19 protein-coding genes are annotated in these 17433 nt (G+C 65.0%); 6 read left to right on the plus strand and 13 right to left on the minus strand.

Translation table 11 applies throughout. The annotated features are described in order from the left end of the window. Positions 1–4: 4 nt before the first annotated feature. From mltG to ACWHYV_RS13480, 8 genes are all read right to left on the minus strand, one after another. Positions 5–1039: an endolytic transglycosylase MltG gene (mltG, locus tag ACWHYV_RS13445; RefSeq protein WP_447977002.1), complete on the minus strand. Its 1035-nt coding sequence runs from the start codon at positions 1037–1039 to the stop codon at positions 5–7. Further along, positions 1036–1506 carry a Holliday junction resolvase RuvX gene (ruvX, locus tag ACWHYV_RS13450; protein WP_447977003.1) on the minus strand — a complete coding sequence of 157 codons (471 nt, stop codon included), beginning with the start codon at positions 1504–1506 and terminating at the stop codon, positions 1036–1038. Before ruvX ends, mltG begins: the two co-directional genes overlap by 4 nt. A 20-nt stretch (positions 1507–1526) precedes the next feature. Beyond that, positions 1527–4160, minus strand: a complete 2634-nt coding sequence (gene alaS, locus ACWHYV_RS13455) for an alanine--tRNA ligase (protein ID WP_447977004.1) — start codon at positions 4158–4160, stop codon at positions 1527–1529. Positions 4161–4216: 56 nt separating this feature from the next. Then, positions 4217–4783, minus strand: a complete 567-nt coding sequence (locus ACWHYV_RS13460; RefSeq protein WP_447977005.1) for a regulatory protein RecX — start codon at positions 4781–4783, stop codon at positions 4217–4219. Between the two features lie 63 nt (positions 4784–4846). After that, entirely contained in the window at positions 4847–5968 is a 1122-nt protein-coding gene (recA, locus tag ACWHYV_RS13465) for a recombinase RecA (protein ID WP_447977006.1), read from the minus strand. A gap of 211 nt (positions 5969–6179) precedes the next feature. Further along, positions 6180–6785: an RNA 2',3'-cyclic phosphodiesterase gene (gene thpR, locus ACWHYV_RS13470; RefSeq protein ID WP_447977007.1), complete on the minus strand. Its 606-nt coding sequence runs from the start codon at positions 6783–6785 to the stop codon at positions 6180–6182. Then, entirely contained in the window at positions 6782–8068 is a 1287-nt protein-coding gene (locus tag ACWHYV_RS13475; RefSeq protein ID WP_447977008.1) for a competence/damage-inducible protein A, read from the minus strand. Before ACWHYV_RS13475 ends, thpR begins: the two co-directional genes overlap by 4 nt. 37 nt (positions 8069–8105) lie before the next feature. Beyond that, positions 8106–8696, minus strand: a complete 591-nt coding sequence (locus ACWHYV_RS13480) for a hypothetical protein (RefSeq protein ID WP_447977009.1) — start codon at positions 8694–8696, stop codon at positions 8106–8108. A 182-nt stretch (positions 8697–8878) separates the two neighbouring features. Between ACWHYV_RS13480 and ACWHYV_RS13485 the strand changes: the two genes are divergently transcribed. From ACWHYV_RS13485 to ACWHYV_RS13505, 5 genes are all read left to right on the plus strand, one after another. Continuing rightward, the gene (locus ACWHYV_RS13485; RefSeq protein ID WP_447977010.1) at positions 8879–9586 is read left to right on the plus strand and encodes a chlorite dismutase family protein; all 708 of its coding nucleotides are present in this window, start codon (positions 8879–8881) and stop codon (positions 9584–9586) included. A gap of 91 nt (positions 9587–9677) precedes the next feature. After that, positions 9678–10319: a hypothetical protein gene (locus tag ACWHYV_RS13490; RefSeq protein ID WP_447977011.1), complete on the plus strand. Its 642-nt coding sequence runs from the start codon at positions 9678–9680 to the stop codon at positions 10317–10319. Positions 10320–10371: 52 nt separating this feature from the next. Beyond that, positions 10372–10584 carry a hypothetical protein gene (locus tag ACWHYV_RS13495; RefSeq protein WP_447977012.1) on the plus strand — a complete coding sequence of 71 codons (213 nt, stop codon included), beginning with the start codon at positions 10372–10374 and terminating at the stop codon, positions 10582–10584. Positions 10585–10594: 10 nt separating this feature from the next. Continuing rightward, entirely contained in the window at positions 10595–11683 is a 1089-nt protein-coding gene (locus tag ACWHYV_RS13500; RefSeq protein WP_447977013.1) for a hypothetical protein, read from the plus strand. Positions 11684–11705: 22 nt separating this feature from the next. Continuing rightward, on the plus strand, positions 11706–12113 hold the full coding sequence (locus ACWHYV_RS13505; protein WP_447977014.1) for a hypothetical protein: 408 nt from the start codon (positions 11706–11708) through the stop codon (positions 12111–12113). Positions 12114–12119: 6 nt separating this feature from the next. Here the strand turns inward: ACWHYV_RS13505 and ACWHYV_RS13510 are convergent, their stop codons facing one another. Together ACWHYV_RS13510 and ACWHYV_RS13515 are read right to left on the minus strand one after the other, a co-directional pair. Then, positions 12120–12857 carry a flagellar motor protein MotB gene (locus ACWHYV_RS13510; RefSeq protein ID WP_447977015.1) on the minus strand — a complete coding sequence of 246 codons (738 nt, stop codon included), beginning with the start codon at positions 12855–12857 and terminating at the stop codon, positions 12120–12122. A gap of 42 nt (positions 12858–12899) precedes the next feature. Beyond that, complete coding sequence (locus ACWHYV_RS13515; RefSeq protein ID WP_447977016.1) at positions 12900–13673, minus strand: flagellar motor protein; 774 nt, start codon at positions 13671–13673, stop codon at positions 12900–12902. A gap of 135 nt (positions 13674–13808) precedes the next feature. Between ACWHYV_RS13515 and ACWHYV_RS13520 the strand changes: the two genes are divergently transcribed. Further along, positions 13809–14060: a hypothetical protein gene (locus tag ACWHYV_RS13520; protein WP_447977017.1), complete on the plus strand. Its 252-nt coding sequence runs from the start codon at positions 13809–13811 to the stop codon at positions 14058–14060. Here the strand turns inward: ACWHYV_RS13520 and ACWHYV_RS13525 are convergent. The 3 genes from ACWHYV_RS13525 to ACWHYV_RS13535 all read right to left on the minus strand — a co-directional run bounded on the left by ACWHYV_RS13525 (position 14050) and on the right by ACWHYV_RS13535 (position 17426). Then, positions 14050–14568, minus strand: coding sequence for a chemotaxis protein CheW (locus ACWHYV_RS13525; protein ID WP_447977018.1), 519 nt, complete (start codon positions 14566–14568; stop codon positions 14050–14052). The genes ACWHYV_RS13520 and ACWHYV_RS13525 overlap by 11 nt on opposite strands. Positions 14569–14579: 11 nt before the next feature. Further along, positions 14580–16286, minus strand: coding sequence for a methyl-accepting chemotaxis protein (locus ACWHYV_RS13530; RefSeq protein WP_447977019.1), 1707 nt, complete (start codon positions 16284–16286; stop codon positions 14580–14582). Between the two features lie 75 nt (positions 16287–16361). Next, the gene (locus ACWHYV_RS13535; RefSeq protein ID WP_447977020.1) at positions 16362–17426 is read right to left on the minus strand and encodes a protein-glutamate methylesterase/protein-glutamine glutaminase; all 1065 of its coding nucleotides are present in this window, start codon (positions 17424–17426) and stop codon (positions 16362–16364) included. Between the last annotated feature and the right edge of the window lie 7 nt (positions 17427–17433).

The following is a 17433-nucleotide window of genomic DNA, read 5'->3' on the forward strand; positions in this document are numbered from 1 at the left end:
TCCCTCAGGACACCCGCTTGGCCGGCCGCTTCTGATAGCGGTCGACCGCGGCGTTGTGCTCGGCGAGCGTGGCCGAGAAATGATGGGTGCCGTTGTTCTTGGACACGAAATACAAGTAGTCGGTGGCGGCCGGATAGAGCGCGGCCCAAATCGATCGGGCTCCGGGATTGGCGATGGGACCCGGCGGCAGTCCGGCGATGCGATAGGTGTTGTACGGGGTGGTTTTTTGGAGGTCTTTCCGGCGGAGGTTGCCGTCGAAGGCACTCAACCCGTAGATCACGGTCGGATCGCTTTGCAGGGGGATGCGTTTCCGCAGGCGGTTGTGGAACACGGACGAGATGAGCTCGCGTTCCCCTTCCGCACCCGTCTCCTTTTCGATCACGGACGCCAGCGTGAGCACCTGGTGGGTGGTCATGCGGATATCTTGGGCCCGTGCCTGCCATTCCGGTGAGAACACCCGCCAGAATCCTTCGACCATCGCGGTCAGGATGTCCTTCGTCTTCGTGCCGCGGGCGAAGTGGTAGGTATCGGGAAAGAGGTACCCTTCGAGGGTCGGAACGTCCAGGTGAAACGTGGCGAGGATGAAATCCGGATCGTGCGCGAGCGCGATGAACTCCGAGGCCTTCGCCAGTCCCTTGTCCTCCAGCAACGCGGCGATCTGTACGAGGGTATACCCTTCCGGAACCGTGACGGGGTGCAGCACGACCTGACCGCTGATGAGCTTCGCCAGAATCTCCCGCGGCGCCATCCCGGGGTGAAGGGCGTACTCGCCCGGAATTACCCGGCGGTCGGCGGCCGTTACCCGTCCCAACAGCACGAATCCCCAGTGGGTCCGGATGATGCCTTCCTGCTCCAGCAAGGCGGCGATGTGGCGGAACGTTGCGCCTTCGGGGATGGTGATGAGTCGCGGCTCGCCGGCACGGAGATCGCCGAGGGGAGCCGTCATCCAGTGCAGCAGCAGCGCTGCGGACAGCACGAGGAGGCCGAGCGTGAGCAGGACGAGCCACAACAGCGATCGCCGCGTCACGGATGCGCTCACGGCCGGAGATCCGTCTCCATGGGATCGGCGCCGGGCGCATCCCCCGGCGTCAAGGACTCCAGGTAGCTCTGCAGCAGGATCGCCGCCGCCACGCGATCGACTGCGCCTCTTCGCTTCTTGCGGCTGACGTTCGCTTCGATGAGGAGCGACTCCGCGGACTTGGTCGTCAAGCGCTCGTCCCAGGCGATCACCGGGACCTCGAGCACGCGCTCAAGCTCATCCTTGAAGACCTGGACCCGCTCGGCCTCGGGCCCCCGTCTCCCGTCCATCCGAAACGGCATCCCCATGATCACCCGGTCCACGTCATGCCGCCGGACGAGGTCCTGAATATGCCGGACGTCCTGCTCGGGCGAGCGACACTCGAACGTCTCGAGCGGCTGGGCGATCCAACCCAGCTCATCGCTGATCGCGACGCCGATCCGTTTGGTCCCCGGATCGAGCGCCAGAATTCGTTTGGTCGCAGCCATGGTCGACGACGCCGGGCGCGTTAGCTCCCGGCGGCCTTCTCCACCAACTCGAAGATTTTCCCCAGCGCGGGATCCACGCGCTCGGGATGCTTGCCGCCGGCCTGGGCGAGCTCCGGCCGACCGCCCCCCGTCCCGCCGACTTCCGCCGCCATCTCTTTGATGAGGTCCCCGGCGCGCACCCGCCCGACGAGATCCTTCGTCACCGCCACGATCAGCGAGACCTTCCCGTCCTGGACGGCTCCGAGCGCGACCACCCCGCTCTTGATCTTGTCACGCACCTGGTCGGCCAGCGCGCGGAGCTCGGCGACCGCCAAGCCGTCCGCGCGCTGGACATGGACGCGGATGCCCCGCACGGTCTTGACCGTGGCCTCGTCCTTCGCTCCGCTCGCGAGCTTCAGCTTGACCTGCTCGAGCTCGCGTTCCTTGTCCTTGAGCTGCGCCAGCACCTTCTTCGTCTTCGTCACGAGCTCCGAGGGGCCGACCTTGAGGAGGTCCGAAAGCGCACGGATTTCACGTTCCAGTTGTTTCACATACGCCATCGCCCCGCTGCCCGTGAGGGCTTCCAGACGCCGCACGCCGGCGGCGACGCCGGTTTCGGAGATGATCCGGAAGGTCCCGATTTCCCCGGTCTGACGACAATGGGTTCCTCCGCACAGCTCCTTGCTGAACGTGTTGATGCTGACGACCCGCACCCGGTCGCCGTATTTGTCGCCGAAGAAGGCCAGCGCCCCTTCGGCCACCGCCTCTTGGACGCCCATGACCTGCGTGCGCACGGCGGCATTACGCCGTACCTGCTCGTTCACCAGGGATTCGGCCTCGTCCACGTCGCGCGAGGAGAGCGGCTTGAAGTGTGCAAAATCGAATCGCAGTCGATTCGGCGCCACCAAGGAGCCGTACTGCTTCACGTGCGGCCCGAGGATCTCGCGAAGCGCGGCGTGGACCAAATGCGTGGCCGTATGGTTTCGCGCGGCGTCTTGCCGCCACCGACCGTCCACCGCGGCGCGTACGCGATCGCCTTGTCGAATCCGACCGCTGCGTACGATTCCCTTGTGGAGGATGACGTCGGGCGCCGGCCGTGTGGTGTCCCGAACCTCGACGCGACCGTCGGGGGCAACCAGGACCCCTTGATCCCCGACCTGACCGCCGCCTTCGGCATAGAACGGCGTAACGTCGAGCACGAGCTCGACGTCGTCCCCTTCGACGGCGTCCTTGGCCAGCCGCTCCTGCTTGAGAATCGCCTGGACGGTCGCCTCCGCTTCCAACTGCTCGTAGCCGAGGAACTGGGTCGGCCGCACCTGTGCGCCGAGCTCCGTGATGACCGGTTTGGCCGTCATCACCTCGAAGCCGGCGGACTTGCGGGCGCGCTCGCGCTGTTCCTCCAAGGCCCGTTGAAAGCCCGGTTCATCCAGCGACATCCCCTGCTCTCGAGCCGCCTCGGTGATGAGGTCGAGCGGAAACCCATAGGTGTCATACAGCTTGAAGACGTCGGCGCCCGCCAAACTCTTCCGCTGTGCGGCCTTTGCCTTGGCAACCAGGTCGTTCAGGATCGGAAGCCCTTGGTCGAGCGTCGCGATGAATCGCTCCTCTTCTCCCTCGGTGACCTCGGCGATCGTCGGCGCCGCTGTGCGCAGCTCCGGATACACCCCGCCCATCTCCTCGACCACGATGTGCGTGAGGCGATGCATGAACGGCTCCGCCACTCCGAGCAGGCGGCCGTGCCGGGCCGCGCGGCGCATGATCCGCCGCAACACGTAGCCTCGCCCTTCGTTCGACGGCAGCACCCCGTCCGCAATGAGAAACGCCATGGCCCGGAGGTGATCGGCGATGACGCGCATCGAGCGATCCATCTCCGGCTTCTCCCCGTATCGGCGACCCGTCTGCCGCCCGATCCCGGCCAACAGGCCCCGGAACAGATCGGTGTCGTAGTTGCTCGTGACGCCCTGGACCACCGCCGCGAGCCGTTCGAGGCCCATCCCGGTGTCGATGCTGGGCCGTGGCAGCGGCGTCAAAGTCCCCGTCGCGTCGCGGTTGTACTGCATGAATACCAGGTTCCAGATTTCCATCACCCGATCCCCGGCGCCGTTGGGCACCGCGTCGCCGGGGACGTGCTCGCCCTGGTCATAGTGGATTTCCGAGCAGGGACCGCACGGACCGGTGTCGCCCATCTGCCAGAAATTGTCCTTCTCATCGCAGCGCATGATCCGCCCCGGGGACACGCCGATGTCCTGCTCCCAAATCCGTGCGGCTTCGTCGTCTTCCCGAAAGATCGTGACCCACAGCCGGTCCTTCGGGAGGCCCACGACCCGGGTCAGAAATTCCCACCCGAAGCGAATCGCCTCCTGCTTGAAGTAGTCGCCGAACGAGAAGTTCCCGAGCATTTCGAAAAAGGTGTGGTGGCGCCCCGTATACCCGACGTTCTCCAGATCGTTGTGTTTGCCGCCCGCCCGCATACACTTCTGGACCGTCACCGCGCGCGTGTACCCGCGTGTCTCTTCACCGAGGAAGATCCCCTTGAACTGATTCATCCCGGCATTGGTGAAGAGCAGGGTCGGGTCCGCCTGAGGGATCAGCGGCGAACTGGGGACGTGCTGGTGCCCATGGTCCCGGAAGTACTGGATGAACGCCTCTCGTAGCTGCTGCGCCGACTGGGTCATGATGCTCCGTATAGAAGAATGAGAAGGATGAGAGGGCCACGGGCAGCCGTCAGTCCTCAACCGTCCGTTCGTGGATGGGCTCTTCGTCGTGCAGCCGGTGACCGGCGCCCGTCATCCCAGGTCCCCTCCACATCATCCGAATCCCCGGCCGCTGCGAAGATCGATTCGATCGTCTCCTCTGAGAAACCCCGGCGCCGGAGCGCGGCCGGTCCGGCCCGCTTGCCGCTGACGAGACGCGCCGCGAGCTCGCGTTCGTCGACTCCATCATAAAGCTCGCGGGCGGCCGCGGCAATCGTTCGGTCACTCAAGCCCAACGCCTCCAACTCGGCTTCCAAGCGCGCACGGCCCATCGGCTTTTGCGCCAGACGGGCGCGGCCCCACCGCCTGGCGAAGGCCGCGTCGTCGACATAGCCAAGCCGGCGCCACCGGGCAAGCAACGTGCTGATGCGGGAAGCCGAGGCGCCGAGGCGCGTGAGATACGATCGGAGTTGCGCCTCGGACCGATCACGGCGGGCCAGGTAGCGGAGGGCGGCCTCTTCAATCCGATCGGGCCGATCGGGCCGATCGGGCCGATCGGGCCGATCGAGGGGCAGTGGGGCGCGAGACCGGGGGCGCGAAGACACGTGGCTCACCGAGCGGGAGCGGTTCCATGACGGCTGGAGCGCTTCGACACCGCTGCCCGTGGATTATTTCCCCAGCGATCGGGCCGCCTCCCGGCGCGGCTCCGAGAGCGGCCGTTTTCCATCGGCCTTGTCCTCGACCTTGATTTCTTTGCCGTCCGGCCGCTTGTCGCCCGCCCGAACGGGCACGCCGGAAGCCTCCCGGATGCGCACCTCGATGTCTTTCGCGATCGTGGGATTGCTCTTGAGGAAATCGCGCGCCGCTTCGCGTCCCTGTCCGATCCGGTCGCCCTTGTAGGAATACCAGGCGCCGGACTTTTCGATCACGCGTTTGTCGACGCCGAGATCGATCAACTCACCCGCCTTCGAAATCCCTTCCGCGAACATGATGTCGAACTCGGCCTGCTTGAACGGCGGCGCCATCTTGTTCTTGACGACCTTCACCCGCACCCGGCTGCCCGTGACATCCTGGCCTTCTTTGATCGATTCGGTGCGCCGAATGTCGAGCCGGACGGAGGCGTAGAACTTGAGCGCATTCCCCCCGGTCGTCGTTTCCGGATTTCCGAACATGACGCCGAGCTTCATCCGAATCTGGTTGATGAAGATGACGGTCGTGAGGCTCTTGGAGATCGCTGCGGTCAATTTGCGCAACGCCTGCGACATGAGGCGCGCCTGCAGCCCCATATGCGCGTCGCCCATCTCACCTTCGATCTCGGCGCGCGGCACGAGCGCGGCAACGGAGTCCACGACGATCAGATCGACGGCGCCGCTCCGCACCAGCGTTTCAGCGATCTCCAAGGCCTGCTCGCCGGTGTCCGGTTGCGACACCAGCAGATCGTCGGTGTCGACGCCAAGCTTCTTGGCGTACCCGAGATCGAGGGCGTGTTCGGCGTCGATGAAGGCGGCGATCCCGCCGGCCTTCTGGGCTTCGGCGATCGCATGGAGCGTCAGGGTGGTTTTGCCGGACGCCTCCGGGCCGAAGATCTCGATCACTCGTCCCCGCGGAAGGCCTCCGATGCCGAGCGCAACGTCGAGCCCCAGCGAGCCGGTCGGGATCGCCGGGACATCCGCCGGTGCTTCGGCGGTGCCCAGCTTCATGATCGCGCCCTTGCCGTATTGTTTTTCGATCTGGGACAGCGCCAGGTCCAGCGCTCGCTTCTTCTCCGTCGTCTCGGTTCGCTCGGCCATGAGCCCTCCTTGAAAGAAATGACTCGGATCGTGCCTGAAGGCGACGGGAACCGGCGCCCTGTGCCGGCCGAGCCCAAAAATCGGCCAATTATACTGAATTGCCCTTCGGAAACCTAGCCGAATCCGTGCGGGAAACGCCCTCGCGTCGGGCCGGCCGCATCCGCGACGCTGCACCACGCCGGACGGATCGGCGGCCGGCGCAGAACGTCGGTCAGTCGCCTTCCCGTCCCTCTGAGACAAGGGGGATCGAGGCGAGCCGGGTGTAGACCGAGCCGGACGGCTTGAGCTCGCTCTTCATTAGCGACACCATGGAGATATCGAGCCGCCCGATGGGGGACGCAGTCTTGAGGATCCCGAGATCGGTGAGGGCGCGGCCGGTCTGCCTTGCGCCGTCCTTGATCCGTGCGAGGGTGAGATGAGGCGTAAACGGCTTCCGCTCCGCGTCGAACCCGAGCGGGACCACGGCGCGTTCGACCTCCTGGGCCAATCCCACGAGCCGGGACACCTCGCCCGACAAACCGACCCAGAGGACGCGCGGCTCCCGGGCGTCGGGGAAGACCCCATAGCCGCCGACCTCGAGCGCAAAGGCGGCTTTGCGGCTCAGGGCTTCGGACAAGGCCGTCGCGACCGGCTGGATCCGAGGCTCGTCGACGTCGCCGAGAAACTTCAGCGTCACATGGACGGCTTCCGGTCGGACCCACTGGATGCGTGCTTCCCGCGAGGCCGCCCCCAGTTCACGCTTGAGCGAAGCTTGGACGCGCGCGATCGCGGTGCGGAGGGGTTCGTCGAGCTCGACCGCGATGAAGGCGCGGATCATCGGCGAGCCTCCGGCAGCCCCACGAGCCATCGGCGGAGCAGATCCAACGCGGCTTGAGAAGCACGGAGCTTGATCGTGGCGCGATCGCCGTGAAACCGCCATTCGCGCGTCATCCTGACGGCGGCCCTGTGCCTCGTTCGGCCCGCGTCGAGTCCGATGAACACCAGGCCGACCGGCTTCCGTGCGCTTCCCCCACCCGGACCGGCGATCCCGGTCACGCTCAAGCCGATCCGCGTTCGACTGCGGAGGCGGACGCCGCGCGCCATTGCCGCCGCCACCGGGTGGCTGACCGCGCCGTATCGTGCCAGTAGACGTTCGGGCACGCCCAGCAGCTCCGTCTTCGCTGCATTGCTATAGCAGACGAGGCCGCGGTCGACGTACGCCGAGCTGCCCGGCACCTGCGTCAGGCGATGGGCGATCAGTCCCCCGGTGCACGATTCGGCCAAGGACAGCGTCAGGCCTCGTTCGACGAGATGTCGCCCGACGATCGCCTCCATCGTCTCCTCACCTTCACCGTATAAGAACGTGCCGAGCCGCCGCTTGACCTGCCGGGCGGCTCTGTCCAGCACGGGGGCCATCCGATCCGGCGGCCCGCATGCCGTCAGGGAGACGCTGACCCCGAGCGGGGAAGCCACTATACCCACCTGCACCGCGGTCGCTCCCGCGGCCATGCCGGCAAGCCGGCGATCGACTTCGGATTCGATCAATCCGAAGGTATGGAAGACCCGGCGTTCGATCCGGCCGGCGTCGTCCCCCCCAAGATGACCCGAGAGCGAGACGTCGAACATCTCCTCCGCTTCTTTCGGGACACCCGGTAACGCCGCGATGAGGCGGCCCCTCCACCGAAGCGCGAAGCCTGGCGCCGTTCCCACGGGATTGGGCAGCAGCACGGCGCCCGCCGGGATCAAGGCTTGGCGGAGTTGTCCGCTGGTCGGTGTTCGGCCCCAGGCGGCCAGCCGTCGCGTCATGGCCTCGACGGCCTCACGCCGCCTGCGCAACGGCCTCGCCGTGATCCGGGCGAGCGCGTGCCGCGTACGGTCGTCCACCGTCGGTCCCAGTCCCCCCGTCAGGAGAATCACCTCGGCGCGGCGCACCGCGACCGACACCGCCGACGCGATGTCGGCGTCGTCGTCGCCGACGACCGATTTGAACCGGACTTCGACACCCAGCCTCCCGAGCCGCTCGCCCAGCCATACGGAATTGGTCTCGACGCAGCCGCCGACCAAGAGCTCGGACCCGACGGCGATGATCTCCCCGACCGGCATGGGCGCGGATGCTAGCATCGGCGCTCGTAGGGGTCAACGCGCGCCGGAGCGGCGTCTAATCGATCGTGGAGAAATCGAGATCGAACGAGAGCTCACCACCGCCGGCGGGAAAGACCGAGATGCGGGTCTTGGCGGTGGGATCGATCTCCGCGTAGGGGAACGAGGCGACGACCTTGGCTTGAAACGCCGGAGACCGGGGCCAGGCCGAGGAACGCCGGGCTCGGCCGTCGGATCGGATCTTGATCGGCTTGATCAATCGATCCCCTTGCAGCAACAGCACGTAGGCATCCACCGCGAACGTCGGCCGGTCGCCGTAGAACGTGACGCTCACGAGCAACGACGGCTCGTCGAGCATCTTCTCGATCTCGGCCTCGGTCGGCGTCTCGCCCCGGAGCGCAAAATGGGTGGCCATGACGCGGAGGCCGACGAGCTTCGTCATCAGAAAGCCCTTGGGCTCGAGGTCCTCGCCCGACCCGAACCAGGCGTAGAGACGGTCCGGCGGGACCCGATCGCGCGCCGCCCGTTTCCCCTCCTCGAGGGCCGCCGACACGCGCTCTCGCGAAGGCGCGAGGTCGATGGCGTGCACCGGCTCGTGCAGCCCAAGCACAAGAAGAAGGACCAGGCCGTGCATGCGGCAGGCGGTCATGACGGGCCTCGGATGCATCCGACGTTGCGGCGATCAGCAGGGGCTATCAAAGGCAAAACTCCCCCGTCCTGTCAACGCATGGCGCCGGACCTGTGAGCGCGTGAGGGCCGCCGTTCGATTGACAAACAGCGAATGAAATGCTAAGTAACCCGGCACTTTCAGTTCCTGATGAGGAGGAAGGCATGGCCGGCGAGCAACAGCCCCAGCGGCGCCAGTATGTGAACTTTGGCTTCTATAAACTCGACCCCGCCTGGCGGCGATTACCGGAAGATGAACGCACCCGAGGGAAGCAGGAATTCGCGCGCGTGATCGACGATTATGCGTCGCGTGTCATGGTGATCCCCTATACGATGGTCGGTATCCGCGGAGACGCGGATATCATGTTGTGGCGGATCAGCTACGAGCTCGAGCTGTTCCAGGAGATGAGCACGAAACTTCTCTCGACCGGTCTGGGCACGTACTTGTCCACCCCGTACTCCTATCTCTCGATGACGAAACGGTCCATCTACGTCGATCATCATACACATGAGGGGCAGGAGAGCAAGCGGCTCACCATCGTCCCCGGTAAGAGCAAATACATTTTCGTCTACCCCTTCGTGAAGACCCGCGAGTGGTTCCTGCTCACGAAGGCCGCCCGCCAAGGCATGATGGACGAGCACATCGAGGTCGGCCACCGCTTCCCCTCGGTGAAGCTGAACACGACGTACTCATTCGGGCTCGACGATCAGGAATGGGTGGTCGCCTTCGAGACCGACAAGCCGGAAGACTTCCTGGATCTCGTGATGGCGCTGCGGGAAACGGAAGGAAGCCGTTACACCCTGCGGGACACTCCGATTTTTACCTGCATCCACAAGAGCTTGAAGGAAGTCCTCGATACGCTCGGCGGCTGATTCCACTCCCCTCAGGCTTCCACGCCAACGCCGGCCGCGGCGCCGGGTCGTTCTCATCTCTATGGACCAGGACACCTGAGTCACGGGTTCGATGACTTCCGCCCTGTTGTCTGCCGCCATCCCGGGCTTGGGACAACTCCTCAAGCGCCAAGGCCGCCATGCGGCTCTTATCTTCGCCATCACCGTGGTCCTGGTGGCGCTGGCGTGGGCGCTGGGGCGCATGGGGGGACCCGGCGCCGATGTGTTCTTCCTGATGATCATCGTCCTCCCGTGGTGGATGATCCAGGCGTACGACGCCTACCTGACCGGCGCAAGCGGCTCGCCTTCCCTGCGGAGCACCTTGCGCACGATCTCGAAGCGCGCACACGATATCCGGTTTCTGGGCGCCCTCTTCCTCCTCACGGCCGCGACGGACTTCTACATCATCGTTGCCAATCCCGAATATGCCCTGACCGTCTTTTGCTCGAAGCCCACCGGGTTGCTGGGCGTCCTGGTCAAGGCGCAATCGCCAACGCTGCACGTGCTGATCGGCTACGGGTTCCTCGGCCTGCGGCGCTGGTCGCTGTTCCTCTATCTGGCCTACGCCGCGTTCGGGCTGCTCAACGCCACGGCCAACTTCGCCTGCTTCGGCTACGGGAGGGTCCGCCTGGTCTTCCTCCTCACGCTCATCGGGTTCACCGCCTACGTGCTTTTGAGACGCCGGTGCTTCGGCCCGGCCCTCGGGCGACTTTGACACTGGCCGCCGGCGTGTGTTATCTCAGTTCACCTGACGACGTGAAGGCCTGATGGACGATTCACACGCACTGTACGCCGTCCGCCACGCCGACGGCTCCGTCAGCCTGTACGTGGACGAGGCTTACGCGCTGGACCGCGGCGTGGACCCGGGCAAGCTCCAACGGGTAGAGATCCCCCGCGAGCTCTACATCAGCGGGACCGTGCAGCAGATCCGCGAGTACGTGGCCACCTATCTGGAAGCGCAAGCAGCCGGCTCATCCTAAGATGTCCGCCTTGACCCGAGAGCACATCGAGTCGGTCATCGCGACCCTCCCCCTTCAGGGCAGGGTCATGCTGCACCTGCTGATGCTCCAGTACTTCGACGTCCCGCACGAGGAAATCGAATACATCGCCGCCGACCGCCCCGACCCCCGACTTCAGGCGGGCGCCAAACCGCTGCATGCCGTGATTTCACGGGAAGCGCTCGACAGCATCACGGCGCGGGTCGAGCAGTACCGGTCAGCCGTCCGCCAGCGGCGCGAGCGCTACTGGCTGCAGAGCGAATACCTGCGCCGCCAGATCACGCGGACGGAGACGCTCTCGACGATCGCCGCCCGGCTGTTGACGGAGCGATTCGGGTTTTCACCTGATCAGGTGCGTGAGTGGAAGACCACGGCGCGGACCGCCGTCCCCAAGCCGATGATCCGCGAGCTCGAGGCGCGCTGGGAGCAGAATGAGATCGGAGAGGAAGAATACCGGGGGCGTCGCTTGGCGATCGAGTACCAGACCCTGCTGCGGCGGCTCGAACGGGATCGCAAGCGCCTCGACGTCACGAAGCGGGAGTTCGAGACGGCCAGCCTGGCACCGCTCCAGGACCATGAGATCGCCCACATCTGGGGAATCCCGAACAGCACGCTGACGGCCAGGAAGGTCAAGTACCTCCAGCAATTCCTTCAAGGCCTCCAGGCGGCACTGGTCGCGGCGGATCCCGGCGCCGCCTGTCCGAACCTCTGGAAAGAAGCCTTTCTCGTGCTGTCCAGGGGGCCCGTCCAGCGGTCGGTCGCGGCCTACGACGGGCTCGAACATACGGAAGAGGCGCTGCTCGCGAAATTGTCCCTCTTCGCCTCGGGCGCCATGCCCGATGACCTGGAGAGTCGCTCGTGGCCGATCGTCTCGCGCTCGTTGTTCGCCCTGCAACGCCTCTCGGCGATCCAGAACGAATGGGAGCTCTCGCCCGACACACTGGAGCAGGAGCTACTGGACCGTATTGCACCGGCGCCCAAGGAGCCGGTGGCGGAGCTCGAAGGAGACAAACCGGTCGAGCTCGGCGAGATGGGAGAGCACGTCCTCCGCAGCATGATGGGCGAGGAACGCCGACTGTAGATTTCCGCTTATGGAGGCCCGCATGCCGACCACCCGACGACCGAGTATGGCCGCAGCCCTCTTCCTCGCCGGCGTCGCGATCGCCATGGCCTCCCCCGCCGTCTTCGCTGGGATGTTGGAGGTCGCCGACCTCGTCTCGCATCCCGATCACTACGACAAGCAAATGGTGATCGTGGTGGGTCGCGTGACGAATCTGCAGACCGCCGAGAACCGGCAAGGGCAGACGGCCTACGGCTTCCTGCTCAAGGACAGCAACGCGACCGTAAAGGTGGTCGGCCTCGGCAAGACGGACGTGCGGGAAGGCGAGCAGGTGATCGTGGAAGGCATCTTCAACCGGCTGCGACAAGCGGGACGCGCCATCGTCTACAACGAGATCAAGGCGACGGTCATCCGTCCGGTCGATCGCCTCAGCCCCGACTTCGTCGGCTGACTCCCGTCACAACCGGCGCTGCTCCTCGTCGTCGATCAGCACCAGCAACTCCACCCGCCGGTTCTTGGCCCGGTTCTCGGGCGTCAAGTTATCCGCCACCGGCCGATACTCGGCGAAGCCCGACGCCGACACCCGCGTAGGATCGACGCGATAGAGCTGGGTCAAGACCCGCGTAACCATCACCGCACGGACGGCCGACAGCTCCCAGTTCGACGGGAAGATCGGCGACCGGATGGGCACGTTGTCGGTGTGGCCTTGCACCCGGACTTCATCGACGCGGTACAAGGGATCTGAAAAGAGCTCCGCAAGACTTTCGAGCACCGGCAGCACCTCCTGGCGAATTTCCGCACGCCCGCTCTCGAACGCCAAGCTGTCCGCGATCGTGATCACCACGCCGTGTTCGGTCGGCACCACGGTCAGCTTGTCCTTGAAGGGGATTTCCTTGTTGAACTTGTTCAGCACCTCTTGGATCTGCCGGACGAACTGGACCTTGCGGCCGATGGTCGGGACGAGTGAGGACTTGAAGTCGCCGAGATCGAAATGCACCGGTGAGGCCGGAGGGCTGACGATGGGCCGGAGGGCCGCTTGAATCGATTCGCTGACGGTTCGAAACTTCCCCTCGTTGACCGATGAGATGGAGTACATCACGACGAAAAACGCGAAGAGCAAGGTAATGAAGTCGGCGTAGGACACCAGCCACCGCTCATGGTTCTCGTGCTCCTCGTGTTTGACCTTCTTCGCCACCTCGGCCCCTTCCCTGCTGGCCCTTCCCCGTCCCCGGCGGCGCTACCCCTTGTTCGGCTCCTTCGAACGCTGCGAATCCGGGAGGTAACTTTCCAGTTTTTCCTGTAACATGCGCGGGTTGTCGCCTTGCGCCACGCCGACGAGCCCGGCCACCAACATTTCCTTGGCCGCCGTGTCCTGCTTGATCTTCCACTTGATCTTGTTGCCCAACGGCAGGAAGAACAGATTGGCCGCGCCCACGCCGTAGACGGTCGCCACGAACGCGACCGCGATCCCACTGCCCAACTTGGATGGGTCGGCGAGGTTCTCCATCACGTGGATCAACCCCAACACGGCCCCGAGGATCCCGACCGTCGGCGCATACCCCCCGGCGGCGTCCCACACCTTCGCGGCCGTGATCGCCTCTTCCTCGTGATGCATGACTTCGACGTCCAGGATCTCTTGGATCATCTTCGGGTCGGTGCCGTCTACGATGAATTGGATGCCCTTCTTGAAGAAGGGATCCTCCACCTCCTTGAGCTTCCCCTCGAGCGCCAGCAAGCCTTGCTTCCGCGACAGATTCGCCAATTCGATGATCTTGCCGATATCGGCCTTGATGTCCGCCCTCGGGTTGAACAAGGCGAGCGACAGCAGGGACAGGGCCTTCAACACCACCGAAAGGGGGTTTTGGATGCAGACGGCGCCGAGCGTTCCGCCGATCACGATGACGAAGGCGGTCAACTGCATGATCGAGCTGACGTGGCCGCCTTCCAACACCTGACCGCCGAGGATCGACCCGACGGCGATGACCACGCCCAAGAGTGTCAAGATGTCCATGCGACAGATCCATCATAGGGCGAGAACGAGCACCAACGGAGTGAACCGGGCGGTCCCGGCGCCCTTCTCCACGGAAACTTGCACTCCCTCCGCGACTCTGGTAGCGTGCCGGCCACGTGGCTAAGGAGAGAGACGATGAGCGCCGTTCACAGTCTGATGCTGGACGCCAAGAAGGCCATCCTCGAGGAACAGCACCGGCGGTTCGAGGTGCTCCGCCGCGAAGGTCGTTGGGAAGAGGCGCTGCGCCAGCTCCACGTGACCTTGAACTGTGCCGCCGATCTGCTCAACGACTCCATCGCCTTGCTCCACCATGCGTTGCCGCAATTAGAACCACCGGCCTCCGATGACCGCCCTTCCACGCCTCCCTCCGAATCGCCTACGCTTTGAGCGCTTCCAGCGCGCCGTGTTCCCCCGGCGTCAACAAGTTGTGCAGGTCGATCAGGATCAGCAACCGGTCCTTGATTCGCCCCACGCCTTGGATGAACTCGGCGCCGATCGCCGTCTCCAGCGACGGCGGCGGCTCGATGGCGTCCTTCGAGATCTGCAGGACCTCGGACACCGAATCGACGATCAGGCCCACTGTCCGCCCCTTCACGTTCACGACGACGATCCGTGACCGTGCAGTCCGCGAGGCTTCCGCCATCCCGAACCGTCGCCGGAGATTCAAGACCGGAATGATGCGCCCTCGGAGGTTGATGACGCCCTCGACGAACGCGGGCGCCTTCGGAACCCGCGTGATCTCGACCATCCGGTTGATCTCTTGAACGCTCAGGATATCGACCGCGAACTCCTCTTCGTCCAGGCAGCAGGTCACGAGCTGACGGCATTCTCGGTCGTTGCGTTCGCCTTCGTCGGTCTGTACGGCCGTCGTCGTGCGGTCTCGTTCTCCTACCATGGCGAGCCTCCTCAGCGCCGCTTTTCGCCGGTCGAGATCTTGAAGCTGCCGACGATCGACTGGAGCTCGTTGGCGAGCAGGCTCAGATCATGGCTCGCTTTGGCCGACTCCGTCGCCCCGCCGGCCGATTCCCTGCTGACCTTGGCGACGTTTTCGAGGTCCGAGGCGATGTGCTGCGTCGCCACCGACTGCTCTTCCGCGGCGACGGCGATCTGCCGGATCATGTCCGATGTCTGCGTGACCATTTCGGCGATCTTGGCCAGCGCTTCACCGGTCTTGTTGACGAGCGTCACGCCGCTGGCGACCTTTTGCGTCCCCTCCTCCATGGAGGCGACCGCCCCCTTGGTGTCGTGCTGGATCTGCCGAATCATGTCGCCGATCTCCTTGGTGGCTTTCGTGGTCCGTTCCGCCAACTTGCGGACCTCGTCGGCGACGACTGCAAAGCCCCGGCCTTGTTCGCCGGCCCTCGCCGCCTCGATGGCCGCATTGAGCGCCAACAGGTTCGTTTGATCCGCGATGTCCTCGATCACCCGAACGATCTCGCCGATCTGATCGGAGGACTTCCCGAGCGCCGCGATGATCGAGGCCGATTGGGTCACGGCGTCGGAAATGTGCTGCATGCCGGTGATCGTCTCCGTCACGACATCGCGGCCGCCTTTGGCCGTCAGGGCCGTCTCTTGGGCCATGCCGGCGGCCTTTCCGGAATTCTGCGCCACTTCGGCCACCGTCGCGTTCATCTCCTCCACGGCCGTCGCGGTCTGCGCGGTGCGCGTCGTCAACCCTTCGGCGCCTTTGGACATCTGCTCGGCGGTCGCCGACAACTCGACGGACGCCGACGCCACCTTGTCGGTGACGTGGGCGACTTTCGCGATCATGCCTTGCAGCTTCTCGATGAACACGTTGAACCACTTCCCGAGCTCGGCGATTTCGTCCTTGCCGTTCACCGGCACCCGCTTGGTCAGATCGCCCTCGCCTTCCGCAATGTCGCGCGAGATGTGAGTCATCGCCACCAATGGTCTGACGACGACGAGCCGCAGCATCAGGTACATCGCTCCAACCGTCGCCAGCACGACGGCCACGAGCGTCAAGCCGGCCCGCTGCATCGACTCATTCGAGGCCGCCTTGATCTGCTCCATCGGGATGGAGACGGACAGGACGCCGAGCACGTCGCCCATCTGCTTGCCCGCATGGCAACCGATGCAGGCCTGCGTGGTCGCCTTATCGGCGGTCGCGCGGCGGAACGTCGTGATCCCGTTGCCTTCCTCGACCTTGGAGTAGGAGTCGGCGCCGCTCATGATCGCCTTCAGCGCCTCCTCCTCGAACCGGTCTTTGGCACTGTTCGAGGGATTCAGCGGCTGCCCGCTGATGAGACGGGCGTTGAAGAGGCCGGTCTTCGACAGCTCTTCGCTGATCTCCCGGGTCGCCGTAGCGGGCAGCGGGATCGCCTGCGGATTGTCGAGGTGGCTTTGGGAGATGACGACCTCCTCGTTCTTCTTCATGTTCTTGATCTTCTGCACGTAGTTCTTGGCGATGTAGCTCCGTGTGACCTGCGTCTGCGCCTCGATGATCTTGCCCCGTCCCTCCAACATGTAGAGCATCTTGCTTTGCTCCTGCTGGTAGACGAAGTACAGGCCGATGCCCGTCACCACGAGCGCCACCATGGCGATCAGGACGATGAACTTCTGCGTGATTTTCATCTGACTCAGTCGGTTGATCATATGCTCCTCCTCCTGTCGAGCCCTTCCCGCTCGTCTGTGCGATGCCCGTTCCCCGATGCTCCGTGCCGTGCCCCGTCAGATCATGTTCATGACCTCGCCCGCGATCTGGGACAGCGGCACGATTTTTTCGGCGCAGCCGTGCTCCACGACGGCCCGCGGCATGCCGTAGACCGTGCACGTGGCCTCGTTCTGCGCGATCGTCCTGCCCTTGGCTCCCTTGATCGCCCGCATCCCCTCCAAACCATCCTGTCCCATCCCGGTCAAGATCACGCCGACCGCGCGCTCCCCGTACAGCTCCGCGATCGACAGCATCATGACGTCGACCGACGGCGCGTGCAGGAGCCCCTCTCCATCCTTGCTCAGCGTCACCTGGATCTTCGTCGCCTGCCGGCGGGCCACTCGGAGCTGGACACCGCCGGGGGCCAGCAGCGCCACGCCGGGGGTGATGTCGTCGTGATCCGCCGCTTCGCGCACCTCAATCGCACACCGCTGATTCATGCGCTCGGCAAAGGGCTTGGTGAAGCACTTCGGCATGTGTTGGACGATCAGGATCCCCGCCGCCAAATCCTCGGGGAACATGGGGAGCAGCTCCGAGAGCGCCTGGGGTCCCCCGGTCGAGCACCCGATGGCGATGATCTTGCTCCCGCGTGTCGCGCTCGTGGAGCGCGCGGTCAACGTGGCGCCCACGCTCGTGGCGGGCGCGCCCATCGGTCCCCGCACCGCATTCACCCGTCCTTTCGCCCCTGCCGCCGCGACGACCTTCGCGATGAGGTCGTGATGGATCGTGCTGATGTTGGTCGCGATCCCCTCCAGGTGCTTGGCGACGAAGTCCACCGCGCCCCAATCGAGCGCCTGCAGCGTTTCTTCGGCTCCCTGCGTGGTCAGCGAGCTGACCATCAGGACGGGGAGCGGCTGGGTCTTCATGATGTGCCGCAGCGCCTCCAAACCGTTCATCACCGGCATCTCCACGTCCATGGTGACGACGTCGGGATGCCATTCGGCGACCTTCTGGATCGCCTCCTCCCCGTTGCGCGCCGTCTCGACCGCGCCGATCCGCGGATCCCCGGCGAGCATGGCGCACAGGGCCTTGCGCATGAAGGCCGAGTCATCGACGACCAAGACGCGAATCGCTGCAGCCATCGGCGGC

The organism is Candidatus Nitrospira bockiana (assembly GCF_965152565.1).